The organism is Vibrio sp. ES.051, assembly GCF_002563795.1.
Lineage (GTDB): Bacteria > Pseudomonadota > Gammaproteobacteria > Enterobacterales > Vibrionaceae > Vibrio.
Map to the genome: position 1 here is coordinate 383,657 of NZ_PDJL01000004.1, position 16,272 is coordinate 399,928.

Genomic DNA, 16,272 nt, shown 5'->3' on the forward strand with positions numbered 1-16,272 from the left:
ACTAATAAGTATCTAGGCAACTATTTGGTCTTGAGTCAGTAGGTATGTTCTTAGTTGCGCATGTCCAGCCAGTGCTATTGTTTTTTGTATACTTTATTGATGCAGTAGAGCTTTTTAAGCTACCTTGGTCGAACGCAAAGGTTGCAGTGCCACCGCTCGTTGCTGTTGCCAAAGTAAGTACACCAAGCGAGTTCATATCTTGAGTTCCACCAACTAGGTTGGCGTTAGTAGGAAAATTGCCACCATTTTCTTGCTGGTACATGTCGATGTTTGTTAGTAAACCACGAACAGTAGCAGCAGCAGTTGCTACTTCTGTTTTTTGAACGTAATTTTGGTACGCAGGAATAGCTACTGCCGAAAGTACCCCAATAATCGCCACTACGATCATCAATTCAATCAGGGTAAAACCCTGCTGTTTTTTTTGTTTCACGTTTTTCATATCTGTAACCCTTTCTTCTTCATGAATAATGCGAGTGCATTAAGGAGAGATTATGAAGAGTGAACAGGGATGAAAATGGGGACGAGGCGGGCACTCGAGTGAGATACAACTCTTTAGCGTTAAGTTGCACCAAGTGGGCAGGGTTTTGCGAGTGATGTATTTATATCGAGGATAAAAACAAAGGGCCAAGTGGCCCTTTATTAATGATTGGTTGCTGATAAGTTACTGAATTATATATTTTAAATTTACATTATATTGTGTTGATTATTTGAAGCGCATCGAAAGATCCATCGCTTTTAGGTGCTTGGTCAATGCACCGACCGAGATGTAATCTACGCCTGTTTCGGCGTATTCGGCGATAGTCTCTAAGGTGATGTTGCCTGAGTTTTCCAGTGCTGCACGACCGGCGTTAATTTTGACGGCTTCACGCATCATCTCTTTGGTAAAGTTATCGAGCATGATGATGTCTGCGCCTGCATCGATGGCTTGTTTTAGCTCATCTAAACTTTCCGTTTCCACTTCTACTGGTTTGCCTGGGTTGAGTTCTTTCGCTTTTTGGATGGCAGGTGTGATACCACCGCAAGCAATGATGTGGTTTTCTTTAATCAGGTAGGCGTCGAACACACCGATACGGTGGTTAAAACCGCCACCGCAAGCGACGGCATATTTTAGTGCGCTGCGCAGGCCCGGAATGGTTTTACGTGTATCGAGCAAGCGACACTCAGTGTGGGCGATTTTTGCCGCGTACTCTGCAGTGGTGGTTGCACAGCCCGACAGTGTTTGGATGAAGTTCATCGCGTTACGCTCACCAGTTAACAAGTCACGAGCAGGGCCGGTTAGAGTGCAAAGTGCTTGGTTTGGCTCGACTTTATCACCGTCTTTAACGTGCCACTCGATGCTGACGTTCCCCCCGAGTTGCTTAAAGACTTCATCTGCCCAAGCTTGACCACAAAATACCCCGTATTCACGCGTGATGATCGCCGCAGTATTGATTGCGTTAGCTGGGATCAAAGATGCGGTGATGTCTTTATCGGCGTCGACACTGCCACCTAGATCTTCTTTTAAGGTATCAGCGACAGAGCGAGTGATCTCTAAAGGGAGTTGTTGTTTAAGGTATTCTAGGCGTTGTTGACTATTGTGTGTGTTCTTCATCGCAAATCTTGTCTTGAAAGGGAGATGGCAACGAATGATACTCTCCGGTGTCAATAATTTCAGCAGTTAATTTAGGGTCTGTTGACCTTTCAAGCTGATTTTTGCAGCAGTTTGTGGGGGCTTTATACAAGGCAGAGGCTTTGAAATGTAGTTGCTCTACCTGATAAAGCCGTAGAAAGCAGCCACAAACGCTGCCCGAAGGGTTCGGCTAACAGCGTTTTACTCTTTGTTGAGAGGATTTTGCTTAGAATGCTAGGCTACAAACCTCTCGCCGCGATTAAATCGCTTTTATCTCGAACAAAATTTAACCGTGAAAGGTTAACAGACCCTACAACTAGAGAGGTTGATATGCGCCCAATTATCGAGAATGGCTGGCTGACACAGGCAAAGCATGTTCCGTCACCATTTTTTGATGCCCGCTCTGATATAAACGACATCTCTCTGCTGGTTGTACACAACATCAGTTTGCCACCAGGCCATTTTGGTGGGAGTTATATAGAAGACTTTTTTACCGGCAACCTAGATCCTAATGCCCACCCATTTTTTGACGTAATTCACAAAATGGGCGTTTCAGCGCACTGCCTGATTAAGAGAAATGGCGAAGTCGTTCAATTTGTTTCTTTTCTTGATAGAGCGTGGCATGCAGGCCAATCCAGTTTTGCAGGGAGAGCGTGTTGTAATGATTATTCCATTGGTATCGAGCTCGAAGGAACAGAATTTACGGCCTATACAGAACTGCAATATCAAGCACTTGCAGAATTGACTCTCACCATAATGCAGCACTACCCACAAGTGACTCAACCAAGAATCACAGGGCATCAATACATCGCACCTTTGAGAAAGAGCGATCCTGGTCTAAGCTTTGATTGGGTGAAATATAGACAGCTAATACAAGGTTAGTTTGTAGCGAAAGTGTAAACTCAAAAAAGCGAAATAAATAAGGCATACGATCTAGTATGCCTTTTTTTGATACCAGAAATATTAATGATTGTTAAAAGTTAACGACATTTTTCATGCGTTCGCATGGCTTTTGATGAATAAATAGGCTGATAATTTTGTCATTTTCTGTATTTCTTTGCCAAAATCGCTAGCACGTCGACTTCCCATTTGTATGCTTTATGTAATTGGTCATACCAATTCTATTGCTGTTTTAATGGTCGATTGTTAATGGAGTGTTGGAGTCAGGCTCGTTCTATGATTTGGGTCAAATTTTGGCTGGACAGTGACGTTTTTATTATGTTAATTTCTGCACCAACTTAAAATTGGTATTACCAATTACCTGTAAGAGTAGAAGAACAATAATTTATGGCTTATCAAAGGATTCGTCAGCCAAAGCTCTCTGATGTTATAGAACAAGAGTTAGAAAGGCTGATTGTGGAAGGAACATTGTCTCCGGGGCAACAATTGCCCCCCGAGCGCGAACTGGCAAGACAGTTCGATGTGTCTCGTCCTTCAATCCGGGAAGCTATTCAACGCTTGGAAGCGAAACGTCTGTTAACTCGTCGTCAAGGCGGCGGGACATACGTAAGTGAAAATATCTGGAAAAGCTTTTCAGATCCCTTGCTAAATTTATTGTCTAGCCATTCTGAAACCCAGCTTGATGTGCTTGAGTCTCGTCATGCAATGGAAGGGATTTCAGCTTACTTTGCAGCTTTACGGGGTACCGAAGAAGATTTTGCACGTATTCAAGGTTGTCTTGAGCGGATCAGTAAACAGCAAGCAAACAACGATATTGAAGCAGAGTCAGCAGAAGTGATGCAGTTTTTGATTGCTTTAACAGAAGCCGCTCACAACGTCGTTCTGCTGCATATTATTCGTAGCTTAGCCCCCTTGCTTGAGCAAAATATACTACAAAATTTCAAATTACTACGTCGCCGCCCTGAAGCGGTTGAGAAAGTGAGTAAACACCGAGCCAATATCGTGGATGCGATTGTTTCTGGTCAGCCTGAAAAGGCGCGAGAAATGTCCCACTCGCACTTGGCTTATATCGAAGAAACATTGTTGGATTTGACTCGAGAAGAGTCTCGACGAGAGCGTTCTCTACGTCGAATTCAGCAGGGTAACGACTCGTAGAGCGTTACTTAAATAAGTAGATCCAACCAACAGAAGGATAGATCGCCATGTCTGATATGAAGCATGACGTAGATGCACTGGAAACTCAAGAATGGCTACAAGCGCTTGAGTCAGTTGTACGTGAAGAAGGTCTAGAGCGTGCTCAATTCTTATTAGAGCAAGTTCTAGACAAAGCACGTCTAGACGGTGTTGATATGCCAACAGGTATCACAACTAACTACATCAATACGATTCCTGCAGACCAAGAGCCAGCTTACCCTGGTGACACAACACTTGAGCGCCGTATTCGTTCCATTATCCGTTGGAACGCCATCATGATCGTCCTACGCGCTTCTAAGAAAGACCTAGAGTTGGGCGGCCACATGGCGTCTTTCCAGTCTTCTGCTGCATTCTACGAAACATGTTTCAACCACTTCTTCCGTGCACCAAACGAGAAGGATGGTGGTGACCTAGTTTATTACCAAGGTCACATTTCACCGGGTGTTTACTCGCGTGCATTCGTTGAAGGTCGTCTAACTGAAGAGCAGCTAGACAACTTCCGTCAAGAAGTGGACGGCAAAGGTATTCCTTCATACCCGCACCCTAAACTGATGCCTGAATTCTGGCAGTTCCCAACGGTATCGATGGGCCTAGGTCCTATCGCCTCTATCTACCAAGCTCGTTTCCTTAAATACCTAGACGGCCGTGGTATGAAAGACACGTCTGAACAGCGTGTATACGCGTTTCTAGGCGATGGCGAGATGGATGAGCCAGAATCACGTGGCGCAATCTCTTTCGCTGCGCGTGAGAAGCTAGACAACCTATGTTTCCTCATCAACTGTAACCTTCAGCGTCTAGACGGCCCTGTAATGGGTAACGGTAAGATCATTCAAGAACTTGAAGGTCTATTCAAAGGTGCTGGCTGGAACGTAGTGAAGGTAATCTGGGGTAATAACTGGGATGCACTACTTGCCAAAGATACGTCTGGTAAGCTTCTGCAGCTGATGAACGAAACCATCGATGGCGACTACCAAACCTTCAAATCAAAAGATGGCGCGTACGTACGTGAGCACTTCTTTGGTAAATACCCAGAGACAGCGGCACTTGTTGCAGACATGACTGACGATGAAATCTTCGCACTTAAGCGTGGTGGTCACGAGTCATCTAAGCTTTACGCGGCATACAAAAATGCAGCAGAAACTAAAGGCCGTCCAACCGTCATCTTAGCGAAGACGGTTAAAGGTTACGGCATGGGTGAAGCGGCTGAAGGTAAAAACATCGCGCACCAAGTTAAGAAAATGGATATGACTCACGTATTACACCTACGTGATCGCCTAGGCCTACAAGAGCTTCTGACTGACGAAGCAGTGCAAGAGCTGCCGTACCTGAAACTTGAAGAAGGTTCAAAAGAGTACGAATACCTACACGCTCGTCGTAAAGCGCTACACGGTTACACGCCGCAGCGTCTACCAAAATTCACTCAAGAATTCATCGTTCCTGAGCTAGAAGAATTCAAGCCGCTACTAGAAGAACAGAAGCGTGATATCTCTTCTACTATGGCATTCGTACGTGCACTAAACGTTCTACTTAAGAACAAGAACATTGGTAAGAACATCGTTCCTATCATTGCTGATGAAGCACGTACATTCGGTATGGAAGGCCTGTTCCGCCAAATCGGTATTTACAACCCACATGGCCAGACTTACACACCGGAAGACCGTGGCGTGGTTTCTTACTACAAAGAAGCGACTTCAGGTCAGGTTCTACAAGAAGGTATCAACGAACTAGGCGCTATGTCTTCATGGGTTGCGGCGGCAACGTCATACTCGACCAACGATCTACCAATGATTCCGTTCTACATCTACTACTCAATGTTCGGCTTCCAACGCGTTGGCGACATGGCGTGGATGGCTGGTGACCAACAAGCACGTGGTTTCCTACTAGGTGCAACCGCTGGTCGTACAACGTTGAACGGTGAAGGTCTACAGCACGAAGACGGCCACTCGCACATTTTGGCGGGTACAGTTCCTAACTGTATTTCTTACGACCCAACATTCGCGTACGAAGTTGCAGTCATCATGCAAGACGGTATCCGTCGCATGTACGGTCCAGAACAAGAAAACGTGTTCTACTATCTAACACTAATGAACGAAAACTACGCAATGCCAGCAATGCCAGAAGGCGCTGAAGAAGGCATTCGTAAAGGTATCTACAAGCTAGAAACCTACGTTGGTGACAAGGCTAAAGTTCAGCTAATGAGCTCTGGTACTATCATGAATGAAGTACGCAAAGCAGCTCAAATCCTAAGCGAAGAGTACGGTGTTGCTTCTGATGTTTACTCAGTAACGTCATTCAACGAATTGACTCGTGATGGTCAGAATGCTGAGCGTTTCAACATGCTTCACCCAGAAGCAGAAGCGAAAGTACCTTACATCCAAACAGTAATGGGCAGTGAGCCAGCTATCGCAGCAACTGACTACATGAAGAACTACGCAGAGCAGGTTCGTGGATTCATTCCTGCTGAGTCTTTCAAAGTTCTTGGTACGGATGGCTTCGGTCGTTCAGACAGCCGTGAAAACCTACGTCGTCACTTCGAAGTGAACGCAGGTTACGTCGTAGTAGCAGCGCTAACTGAACTAGCGAAACGTGGCGAAGTTGAGAAATCTGTAGTTGCAGAAGCAATTAAGAAATTCGACATCGACACAGAGAAAACAAACCCGCTATACGCTTAATTAAGAAGGTAGATAAGAAATGGCAATCGAAATTAATGTACCAGACATCGGTGCGGATGAGGTTGAAGTTACTGAGATTCTTGTAAGCGTTGGCGACAAGGTTGAAGAAGAGCAGTCTCTGATCACAGTTGAAGGCGATAAAGCTTCTATGGAAGTGCCTGCTTCTCAAGCGGGTATCGTTAAAGAAATCAAAGTTGCAGAAGGCGACACGGTTTCTACTGGTTCTCTAATCATGATTTTCGAAGCCGAGGGTGCAGCTGACGCTGCACCTGCTCCTGCGGCAGAAGCAGCTCCAGCAGCGGCTCCAGCTCCAGCAGCAGCGGCAGAACTAAAAGAAGTTCACGTACCAGACATCGGTGGTGATGAAGTCGAAGTGACTGAAATCATGGTTGCCGTTGGCGACAGCATCGAAGAAGAGCAATCTCTTCTAACGGTTGAAGGCGACAAAGCTTCTATGGAAGTGCCAGCGCCATTCGCAGGTACGCTGAAAGAGATCAAAGTTGCAGCAGGCGATAAAGTCTCGACTGGCTCTCTAATCATGATTTTCTCTACAGAATCTGGCGAAACTGCAGGTTCAGGTGTTCCAGCAGCAGCAGAAGCACCAGCAGCGGCTCCAGCAGCGTCTGCAGCGAAAGAAGTGAACGTTCCAGATATCGGTGGCGACGAAGTCGAAGTGACTGAGATCATGGTTGCCGTTGGCGACACAGTGGAAGAAGAGCAATCTCTGATCACTGTTGAAGGTGACAAAGCTTCTATGGAAGTTCCTGCACCATTCGCTGGCACAGTTAAAGAAATCAAGATTGCAGCTGGCGACAAAGTGTCTACTGGCTCACTAATCATGGTATTCGAGGTTGCAGGCGCAGCTCCAGCTCCGACAGCGGCTCCAGCTCAAGCGGCAGCACCTGCAGCTCCGGCTCCTAAAGCAGAAGCGCCAGCTGCACCAGCAACAACTGGTGATTTCAAAGAGAACGACGAGTACGCGCATGCGTCTCCAGTTGTTCGTCGTCTAGCGCGTGAATTTGGCGTTAACCTGTCTAAGGTTAAAGGGTCTGGTCGTAAGAGCCGTATCCTGAAGGAAGACGTTCAATCTTACGTGAAAGATGCACTTAAGCGTCTTGAGTCTGGCGCAGGTGCAGCAGCATCTGGCAAAGGTGACGGCGCTGCTCTTGGTCTTTTACCATGGCCAAAAGTGGACTTCAGCAAGTTCGGTGAAACAGAAGTTCAGAAGCTGTCTAAGATCAAGAAGATCTCTGGTGCTAACCTACATCGTAACTGGGTGATGATCCCACACGTTACACAGTGGGATAACGCAGACATCACGGCGCTAGAAGCATTCCGTAAAGAGCAGAACGCGATCGAAGCGAAGAAAGACACAGGCATGAAGATCACGCCACTTGTGTTTATTATGAAAGCTGTGGCTAAAGCACTAGAAGCGTTCCCAGCGTTCAACTCGTCTCTATCTGAAGATGGTGAAAGCATCATTCTTAAGAAGTACGTCAACGTGGGCATCGCAGTCGATACACCAAACGGTCTGGTTGTTCCTGTCTTTAAAGATGTGAACAAAAAAGGCATTTACGAGCTATCTGAAGAGCTAATGGTGGTTTCTAAGAAAGCACGTTCTGGCAAGCTAACATCGTCTGACATGCAAGGTGGCTGTTTCACCATCTCTAGCCTTGGCGGTATCGGCGGTACGGCGTTTACACCAATCGTAAACGCGCCAGAAGTTGGTATCCTAGGTGTGTCTAAGTCTGAGATGAAGCCGGTATGGAACGGTAAAGAGTTCGAACCGCGTCTACAACTTCCACTGTCTTTATCATACGACCACCGTGTGATCGATGGTGCTGAAGGTGCGCGATTCATCACTTACCTAAACTCATGTCTATCTGACATTCGTCGTCTAGTTCTTTAATAGAAACTAGATGAATGAGAGGCGGCAATTTAGCCGCCTCTGCTAATCATAATTACCGATAATTTGATGTTCACCCTTGCTTAGCTCTGGGTTTTTACAATCGAATTGTTGTCTAGCTCACAGGCTAAATTGATTTACTTTTCACACCATTAACATCTCTGTAAACTGTTAGTGGTCTGAAAATAACTGTTTAAAACCAGTCTCTCTTAAACATAAAAATCGATACCCACTCAGCCTGTTAGGGATAATGACTACAAGAGGTCAAAATGAGCAAAGAAATTAAAGCCCAAGTTGTTGTACTTGGTTCTGGTCCTGCTGGTTACTCCGCTGCATTCCGTTGTGCGGATTTAGGTCTTGAAACTGTATTAGTTGAACGTTACAGCACGCTTGGCGGTGTATGTTTGAACGTGGGTTGTATCCCATCTAAAGCACTGCTTCACGTTTCTAAAGTAATAGAAGAAGCGAAAGCGATGGCTGACCACGGCGTTGTATTCGGTGAGCCTCAAACAGACATCAGCAAGATCCGTATCTGGAAAGATAAGGTTGTTAACCAACTGACTGGCGGCCTAAGCGGCATGGCTAAGATGCGTAATGTTACGGTTGTTAACGGTTACGGTAAGTTCACTGGCCCTAACTCTATCCTTGTAGAAGGCGAAGGTGAGTCGACAGTTGTTAACTTCGACAACGCAATCGTTGCGGCGGGTTCTCGTCCAATCAAACTGCCATTTATTCCGCATGAAGACCCACGTATTTGGGACTCAACTGACGCTCTTGAACTGAAAGAAGTGCCAGAAAAACTGCTTATCATGGGTGGTGGTATCATCGGCCTAGAAATGGGGACGGTTTACCATTCTCTAGGTTCTAACGTTGAAGTTGTTGAAATGTTTGATCAGGTAATCCCTGCGGCAGACAAAGATATCGTGAAAGTCTTCACTAAGCGTATCAAAGACAAGTTCAAGCTCATGCTAGAAACGAAAGTAACCGCAGTTGAAGCCAAAGAAGACGGTATCTACGTTTCAATGGAAGGCAAAAAAGCCCCTGCTGAAGCAGAGCGTTACGATGCGGTTCTTGTCGCTATCGGCCGTGTACCAAACGGCAAACAACTCGATGGTGAACAAGCGGGTCTAGAAATCGACGAGCGCGGCTTCATCAACGTTGATAAGCAAATGCGCACTAATGTACCTCACATCTTCGCGATCGGTGACATCGTTGGTCAACCAATGCTTGCGCACAAAGGTGTGCATGAAGGTCACGTGGCAGCTGAAGTTATTGCAGGTAAGAAACACTACTTCGACCCTAAAGTTATTCCTTCAATCGCGTACACTGAGCCAGAAGTCGCTTGGGTTGGTAAGACTGAGAAAGAAGCGAAAGAAGAAGGCATCAAATACGAAGTGGCAACATTCCCATGGGCCGCTTCCGGTCGTGCAATCGCATCTGACTGCGAAGATGGTATGACTAAGCTTATCTTCGACAAAGAGACACACCGCGTAATTGGTGGTGCTGTCGTTGGTACGAACGGTGGCGAACTGCTGGGTGAAATCGGTCTCGCGATCGAAATGGGTTGTGATGCAGAAGATATCGCGCTAACTATCCATGCCCACCCAACGCTACACGAGTCTGTCGGTCTAGCTGCTGAAGTATTTGAAGGTTCTATCACTGATCTTCCAAACAAAAAAGCAGTGAAGAAGAAGTAAGCTTTTTCTGATTGAATAACATAAACCGCTGCATTGCAGCGGTTTTTTTATGCTTGCTCAATAGCCATACAAAAGCGCAGTAAGTGACAGATAAAGACAAGCCCACCATGTAAGTGGGCTTGTCTTTATCTCAAGTTAGGCTCTAGTGTTCATGGTTGTAAATACAAAGCATATCTAAGTATGAGTTAACCAGTTGCTGAAGCTCTGCTTCACCTTTAGATCGGTTCGCTTGAACAAACAGCGAGTAACAAATGCCGTGGAACAGGTTTGCCAAATGTTCTGGGTCATGCTGTTCACGGACTTCACCACGCTCAATCGCTTTCATGAACATGTTTTGTACCAGCAGTTGATTGGTCCTATTGGTTGAAACAAACAGCGGCCATACCTCATCACGAGTTGAAGCACTCCATTCGAACCACACTTTCAACCAGTGGCAATCTTGGCTTATCAATTCGATCATAGCGTTGGCGATATTCGCAATATTGTCACGAGCGTGTATGTCTAAGTCAATGTTATCCGAAAGGAAGTTCGAAAATTGACGTACTACATGGTTGAGTACTTCATCAACGAGATCTTCCCGAGTCGGGAAGTAGTTAAACACGGTAGCAACAGAAACTTGAGCGATTTCTGCGATATCAGCGTGACCACCACGGCCAATGCCACGGCGAGCAAATACTTCGAGTGCGATTTCCATCAATTGTTGCTTACGCTTGATAGGGGAAAGCCTAGTTCTCGGTCTCTTTGCAATTGAGTCCATATCCATTTTTCCTTGCCATTTGAGTTGATGTTGGGGGTTATCCCCTAATTGATTATTTTAATAATTGCTTAAAGCATTGATGAGTGTAATGGTGCATATGAGCAAGGTCAATATCTAGAGGGGGATTTATATACAGGGGTATCAATATAATTGATAACTTGAGTTGTTAATTTTATAAAACTAAGCCTTTCTTCCAAGAGTTTTTGGCGATGGGATGCGACTTTCAACCCAATCAGCGGGGTGATACACTACACGCCGTAAGATTAGGTGATCGTTTGCGTGCGACTTACCTCAACCCACAAATTAGATTGAGCACAGTATGAAACATACAATAGAAGTCATGATTTCTGAGCAAGAAGTTCAGGAGCGAATTCGTGAATTAGGCAAACAAATTACAGAGCGTTATCAAGGTAGTGAAGATCTTGTTTTGGTAGGTCTATTGCGTGGTTCCTTTGTATTTATGGCCGATTTAGCACGTGCTATCGAACTGACTCACCAAGTTGATTTTATGACGGCGTCTAGCTATGGCAACACGATGACAAGCTCGCGTGATGTGCGCATCTTGAAAGATTTAGATGATGATATCAAAGGCAAAGACGTTCTGCTCGTTGAGGACATTATTGATACTGGTAACACGTTGAATAAAATCCGTGAAATCTTATCTTTGCGAGAGCCGAAATCTATTGCAATCTGTACGCTGTTGGACAAACCGTCTCGTCGTGAAGTGAATGTTCCTGTCGACTGGATCGGTTTCGAAATTCCAGATGAATTTGTTGTTGGTGTGGGTATCGATTACGCTCAGAAATACCGTCACCTACCGTACATCGGTAAAGTTATCCCTCAAGAGTAATCAAGGGTCGTGAAAAAAATTATCAAATATAAAAAACGCCCAAAAGCCTGGGCGTTTTTTTATTGAGTTTGGTTGCTTAACGACACAGCAGTTCGTTGTCCGGATTTAAAATCATCGAAAGGGCTTTCTGGTAAGAAGCTTCAACGGTTGCTTGCGAGTTTGAACGAATGCCCAAGTATTCCAAACGTCCATCTTCAATACCATAGACCACGCCATGTACTTCTACATCTTGGCCGCGCTGCCAAGCGTTTTGCATGATGGTCGAGTTGCCTAGGTTATACACTTGTTCTGCAACATTAAGTTCGCCTAATTTATCCGCACGATCGTGTTCTGGCATCTGCTCTAGATAAGAGCGGTGCTTGAAATAGATATCCCTAATATGGAGCAACCAGTTGTTAATAAGGCCTAATTGAGGATTATCTATGGCCGCATTGACACCACCACAACCATAGTGGCCACACACAATAATGTGTTTGACTTTAAGAACGTCGACCGCATATTGAACTACCGAGAGGCAATTTAGGTCGGTGTGGATGACTTGGTTTGCAACATTACGGTGAACGAATAGTTCACCGGAGTATAGCCCGGTTAATCGTTCTGCAGGTACGCGACTATCAGAACAGCCAATCCAAAGAAAATCGGGTTTTTGACCCTCTGCGAGTTTAGCGAAATATTCAGGTCGACCAGATTTGATCTCTTCTGACCATTTTGAATTGTTTTCAAATAACTGTTTAATTTCCGGCATCTTGCAAACTACTTCCTTTAAAATATAAAAGCACTGACGGCCATGTGAATATAGCAAGCGATCAGAGTTGTAACTATACACAATGTTACAATTTCGATCTCGTTAATTCTTTATCAGACTGGACTCATCTGACTTGTTCCAGCGAATAAATCCGTACAATTGAGCCGAGTTATTTTTTGACAAAATATAGCCGTAACGTATTTATGGTTTTATTTTTGATATGTCTCGTTAGAGTAATACTATTTTCTTTTTTTATTTACAGCAGGGAACTAAGCAGTGTTCGGTAGTCGTTTTGAAGATATCAATTTCAAAGGAGATGTATTTGGCGGGGTAACCACGGCGATAATCTCTCTTCCTTTGGCGTTAGCGTTCGGTGTTGCCTCTGGTGCAGGGGCAGAAGCCGGCCTTTGGGGCGCCATCATGGTGGGCTTATTTGCCTCGTTGTTCGGTGGCTCGAATACGCTGATATCAGAGCCAACCGGACCGATGACGGTAATCATGACCGCAGTTTTGACCAGTATGATGACCAAGTATCCGGAAACGGGGATGGCCATGACGTTTACCGTGGTGATGATGGCGGGGGCGTTTCAGATCTTACTGGGGACTTTAAAACTTGGTAAATACGTGACACTGATGCCTTATAGCGTGATTTCTGGCTTTATGTCGGGAATAGGCGTTATCCTGATTATTCTGCAGTTATCGCCATTGATGGGACATGCCGCTCCTGCTGGTGGTGTGCTCGGAACGCTCTCTTCCTTACCAGAGACCATTTCTCACCTCAAGTTCAGTGAATTGTTTTTGGGCTTGCTGACTTTAGGCATCCTTTTTTTCTTCCCGAAGCAATATCGGAAATATGTCCCAGCGCAGCTGGTGGCTTTAGTTACCGTGACTGTGTTGTCGATGATTTTTTTTGATACTGAAGCTATCCGCCGCATCGGTGAAATTCCTGCAGGGTTGCCTTCTCTTATCGCGCCACACATTAACCCTGAGATGTTCGTCGAAATGGTTATTGATGCGTTAGTCTTAGGTACGCTAGGTTGTATCGACACATTGTTAACTGCCGTGATTGGGGATTCGTTGACGCGTAAAGAACATGACTCAGATAAGGAACTTCGAGGTCAGGGGTTAGCGAACATGATCTCTGGTTTGTTTGGTGCTCTGCCTGGCGCAGGTGCAACCATGGGCACTGTCACCAATATTCAAGTTGGTGCGCGTTCGCCCTTATCTGGTGTGATCCGTGCGCTTATGCTGGCATTGGTGGTGCTTGTTGCTGGTGGGTTAACTGAGCCCATCCCAATGGCGGTACTGGCAGGGATTGCGGTGTATGTTGGCTTTAATATTCTGGATTGGAGCTTTATTCAACGTGCCCATAAAGTGAGCTTTTCGGGGATGGCGGTGATGTACGGCGTGATGCTGTTAACGGTGTTTGTGGATCTGATCGTGGCGGTTGGGTTAGGAGTGTTCATTTCTAATATTATTATCATTGAACGCTTGAGCCGAGAACAGGCTCGTCAAGTGAAAGCGATCAGTGATGCGGATGAAGACGATGTGCCGTTGACAGACAGTGAGCGGGAGTTATTGGAGCGCGCTAACGGTAAAGTACTGTTCTTCTATCTGTCTGGACCCATGATCTTCAGCGTATCCAAAGCGATTTCGCGTCAGCACTCCAGTATTTCTGACTACGATGTGATGATCCTCGATCTTACCGATGTGCCAATGATTGATGTCACCGTGGGTTTGGCACTGGAAAATGCGATTAAAGATGCTTTGGATGCGCATTGTGCCGTATATCTATTATGTCCAAACCAGCAAACGCGAGAGCAATTAGAGAAATTTCACGTTATTGACCTTGTGCCTGATGCCAATTTGTATCAGTTCCGTTATGAAGCTTTAAATGCCGCGGTCGCGCATGTAGAGGCCGATCAATATCAGCGCATTACGGCGTAGTTATTGGGTTAATTGACAACGCAGCGGGGGGGGAGCTTCCTGCTGCGAATATGAGAAGGTCATTTTCATAACCCTGAAGTGGGTAGGGGTGATACTTCCATTATTATGGAAGGGTTTAATTGTAATCATCGTTATTCAACGATAAACTGATGTATCTTCAGTACAATACCCATGACGTTTCTAGTATTAAATCGCAGATAAATGTTTCATCGGTATTAGTCATCACAAACCAATGGCAACTACTACGCTATGTACGCATTAGAAATTGAACAGCTACGCAAGACGTATGCAGGCGGCTTTGAGGCGTTAAAAGGTATTACTCTTCAAGTTAAAAAAGGGGATTTCTACGCGCTTCTGGGTCCAAATGGTGCAGGAAAATCAACCACTATCGGCATCATCTCTTCTTTGGTGAATAAAACGTCCGGAACGACAAAAGTTTTCGGTTACGACATTGATACTGATCTGGAACTGGCAAAACAGAACTTAGGTCTGGTACCACAAGAGTTCAACTTCAACCAATTCGAAACCGTTGAGCAAATCGTGATACAGCAAGCCGGTTACTATGGCGTGTCTAAAGTGTTAGCGAAAGCGCGCGCAGAGAAATATTTGAAGAAGTTAGAGTTGTGGGAAAAGCGTAAAGAACGCGCCCGTAACTTGTCTGGCGGTATGAAGCGCCGCTTGATGATCGCTCGAGCATTGATGCATGAACCGCAACTGTTGATCCTTGATGAACCAACCGCCGGGGTCGATATTGAATTGCGCCGCTCTATGTGGGACTTCTTAAAAGAGATCAATCAAGAGTTGGGTATTACCATTATTTTGACCACGCACTATCTAGAAGAAGCGGAGATGTTGTGTCGCAATATTGGCATTATTCATCGTGGTGAGCTGATCGAAAATACCACGATGAAGGCACTGTTAGGCAAGTTAAGTGTGGAAACTTTTATTTTGGATATTGAATCCGATAGCGAAGTTCCAGTGCTTGACGGCGTGAGTCAACAGCATATCGTTAACGGCTCATTAGAGATTGAACTGGATAAAAGCCAAGGTTTGAATGCCGTGTTCAGCCAGTTAACCGAGCATGGCATTAAAGTACTGTCAATGCGTAACAAAGCCAACCGACTTGAAGAGTTATTTGTCAGCATTGTCAGAGGGGGGAGCAAGTAAATGTACGGATTATATTGGACGGCATTTCGCAGTTTGCTGAGTAAAGAGATCACACGTTTTACGCGAATTTGGGTACAAACCTTAGTGCCACCTGCGATTACTATGACGTTGTACTTCATCATTTTCGGAAACTTGATCGGTTCACGTATCGGTGAAATGAGCGGCTTTAGTTATATGGAATATATCGTCCCTGGTTTGATCATGATGTCAGTGATCACCAACTCCTATTCCAATGTCGCCTCATCGTTTTTTAGCGCGAAACTGCAGAAAAACATCGAAGAGTTATTGGTCGCTCCGGTGCCTAATTACGTGATCATTTGGGGCTACGTGATGGGTGGAGTGACAAGAGGCTTACTGGTCGGCGCGATTGTCACTTGTGTTTCTTTACTGTTTGTTGACCTGCAAGTGGAGCACTGGGGCATTATTGTCGCAACGGTATTCATGACGTCGGTCGTGTTTGCGCTTGGCGGGTTGATCAATGCGGTATACGCGAAAACATTTGATGATATCTCTATTATTCCAACGTTTATTTTGACGCCGCTGACCTATTTAGGCGGGGTATTTTATTCGATTAGTCTGTTGCCTGAGTTTTGGCAAGGAGTGTCTAAAATTAACCCGATCGTTTATATGGTGAATGCGTTCCGCTACGGTTTCTTAGGGGTGTCTGATGTTGGAATCGTCACTTCATTTAGTGTCTTGGCGATATTCGTCATCGCGTTATACGCGGTTGCGCATTACTTAGTTACGAAGGGGATTGGCTTACGCTCGTAAGTTAAACATCGTCATGAAATACAAAAAAGGTCGACAGTGAGTCGACCTTTTTTATGT

General features: G+C 45.3%; 13 protein-coding genes. 9 read left to right on the forward strand and 4 right to left on the reverse strand.

Translation table 11 applies throughout. The annotated features are described in order from the left end of the window. Nucleotide 1 precedes the first annotated feature (1 nt). Entirely contained in the window at nucleotides 2–439 is a 438-nt protein-coding gene (locus tag ATG66_RS08240; protein WP_098414842.1) for a pilin, read from the reverse strand. Nucleotides 440–703: 264 nt separating this feature from the next. Further along, the gene (nadC, locus tag ATG66_RS08245) at nucleotides 704–1,591 is read right to left on the reverse strand and encodes a carboxylating nicotinate-nucleotide diphosphorylase (RefSeq protein ID WP_098414843.1); all 888 of its coding nucleotides are present in this window, start codon (nucleotides 1,589–1,591) and stop codon (nucleotides 704–706) included. Nucleotides 1,592–1,939: 348 nt separating this feature from the next. On the opposite strand from nadC, the gene ampD reads away from it, so the two are divergent. From ampD to lpdA, 5 genes are all read left to right on the forward strand, one after another. Next, nucleotides 1,940–2,491: a 1,6-anhydro-N-acetylmuramyl-L-alanine amidase AmpD gene (gene ampD, locus ATG66_RS08250; RefSeq protein ID WP_098415873.1), complete on the forward strand. Its 552-nt coding sequence runs from the start codon at nucleotides 1,940–1,942 to the stop codon at nucleotides 2,489–2,491. A 405-nt stretch (nucleotides 2,492–2,896) separates the two neighbouring features. Beyond that, nucleotides 2,897–3,664: a pyruvate dehydrogenase complex transcriptional repressor PdhR gene (gene pdhR / locus ATG66_RS08255; protein ID WP_098414844.1), complete on the forward strand. Its 768-nt coding sequence runs from the start codon at nucleotides 2,897–2,899 to the stop codon at nucleotides 3,662–3,664. Nucleotides 3,665–3,711: 47 nt separating this feature from the next. Further along, nucleotides 3,712–6,375: a pyruvate dehydrogenase (acetyl-transferring), homodimeric type gene (aceE, locus tag ATG66_RS08260; protein ID WP_098414845.1), complete on the forward strand. Its 2,664-nt coding sequence runs from the start codon at nucleotides 3,712–3,714 to the stop codon at nucleotides 6,373–6,375. Between the two features lie 19 nt (nucleotides 6,376–6,394). After that, a complete protein-coding gene (aceF, locus tag ATG66_RS08265) occupies nucleotides 6,395–8,284 on the forward strand; it encodes a pyruvate dehydrogenase complex dihydrolipoyllysine-residue acetyltransferase (protein ID WP_098414846.1) in 1,890 nt (629 codons plus the stop codon). Between the two features lie 266 nt (nucleotides 8,285–8,550). After that, entirely contained in the window at nucleotides 8,551–9,978 is a 1,428-nt protein-coding gene (gene lpdA, locus ATG66_RS08270) for a dihydrolipoyl dehydrogenase (protein WP_098414847.1), read from the forward strand. Between the two features lie 142 nt (nucleotides 9,979–10,120). On the opposite strand, the gene ATG66_RS08275 is transcribed toward lpdA, so the two are convergent. Further along, nucleotides 10,121–10,735 (reverse strand): LuxR/HapR/OpaR family quorum-sensing transcriptional regulator, encoded by a 615-nt coding sequence (locus tag ATG66_RS08275; RefSeq protein WP_098414848.1) that lies wholly within the window; start codon nucleotides 10,733–10,735, stop codon nucleotides 10,121–10,123. Nucleotides 10,736–11,054: 319 nt separating this feature from the next. Here ATG66_RS08275 and hpt point away from each other — a divergent pair, with 319 nt between their 5' ends. After that, nucleotides 11,055–11,585 (forward strand): hypoxanthine phosphoribosyltransferase, encoded by a 531-nt coding sequence (hpt, locus tag ATG66_RS08280; RefSeq protein WP_098414849.1) that lies wholly within the window; start codon nucleotides 11,055–11,057, stop codon nucleotides 11,583–11,585. 76 nt (nucleotides 11,586–11,661) lie between these two features. On the opposite strand, the gene can is transcribed toward hpt, so the two are convergent. Further along, nucleotides 11,662–12,330, reverse strand: coding sequence for a carbonate dehydratase (can, locus tag ATG66_RS08285; protein ID WP_098414850.1), 669 nt, complete (start codon nucleotides 12,328–12,330; stop codon nucleotides 11,662–11,664). Between the two features lie 276 nt (nucleotides 12,331–12,606). Here can and ATG66_RS08290 point away from each other — a divergent pair, with 276 nt between their 5' ends. The 3 genes from ATG66_RS08290 to ATG66_RS08300 all read left to right on the forward strand — a co-directional run bounded on the left by ATG66_RS08290 (nucleotide 12,607) and on the right by ATG66_RS08300 (nucleotide 16,215). Next, entirely contained in the window at nucleotides 12,607–14,277 is a 1,671-nt protein-coding gene (locus tag ATG66_RS08290; RefSeq protein WP_098414851.1) for a SulP family inorganic anion transporter, read from the forward strand. Between the two features lie 249 nt (nucleotides 14,278–14,526). Beyond that, complete coding sequence (locus ATG66_RS08295; protein WP_098414852.1) at nucleotides 14,527–15,444, forward strand: ABC transporter ATP-binding protein; 918 nt, start codon at nucleotides 14,527–14,529, stop codon at nucleotides 15,442–15,444. Then, nucleotides 15,445–16,215 carry an ABC transporter permease gene (locus ATG66_RS08300; protein ID WP_098414853.1) on the forward strand — a complete coding sequence of 257 codons (771 nt, stop codon included), beginning with the start codon at nucleotides 15,445–15,447 and terminating at the stop codon, nucleotides 16,213–16,215. Nucleotides 16,216–16,272 lie beyond the last annotated feature (57 nt).

Coding starts and splice junctions, on each gene's coding strand:
- nadC (WP_098414843.1), bottom strand. CDS start 1,591: ATGAAGAACACACACAATAGTCAACAACGCCTAGAATACCTTAAACAA.
- can (WP_098414850.1), bottom strand. CDS start 12,330: ATGCCGGAAATTAAACAGTTATTTGAAAACAATTCAAAATGGTCAGAA.
- ATG66_RS08295 (WP_098414852.1), top strand. CDS start 14,527: ATGTACGCATTAGAAATTGAACAGCTACGCAAGACGTATGCAGGCGGC.
- aceF (WP_098414846.1), top strand. CDS start 6,395: ATGGCAATCGAAATTAATGTACCAGACATCGGTGCGGATGAGGTTGAA.
- hpt (WP_098414849.1), top strand. CDS start 11,055: ATGAAACATACAATAGAAGTCATGATTTCTGAGCAAGAAGTTCAGGAG.
- ATG66_RS08300 (WP_098414853.1), top strand. CDS start 15,445: ATGTACGGATTATATTGGACGGCATTTCGCAGTTTGCTGAGTAAAGAG.
- ATG66_RS08240 (WP_098414842.1), bottom strand. CDS start 439: ATGAAAAACGTGAAACAAAAAAAACAGCAGGGTTTTACCCTGATTGAA.
- lpdA (WP_098414847.1), top strand. CDS start 8,551: ATGAGCAAAGAAATTAAAGCCCAAGTTGTTGTACTTGGTTCTGGTCCT.
- ATG66_RS08275 (WP_098414848.1), bottom strand. CDS start 10,735: ATGGACTCAATTGCAAAGAGACCGAGAACTAGGCTTTCCCCTATCAAG.
- aceE (WP_098414845.1), top strand. CDS start 3,712: ATGTCTGATATGAAGCATGACGTAGATGCACTGGAAACTCAAGAATGG.
- pdhR (WP_098414844.1), top strand. CDS start 2,897: ATGGCTTATCAAAGGATTCGTCAGCCAAAGCTCTCTGATGTTATAGAA.
- ampD (WP_098415873.1), top strand. CDS start 1,940: ATGCGCCCAATTATCGAGAATGGCTGGCTGACACAGGCAAAGCATGTT.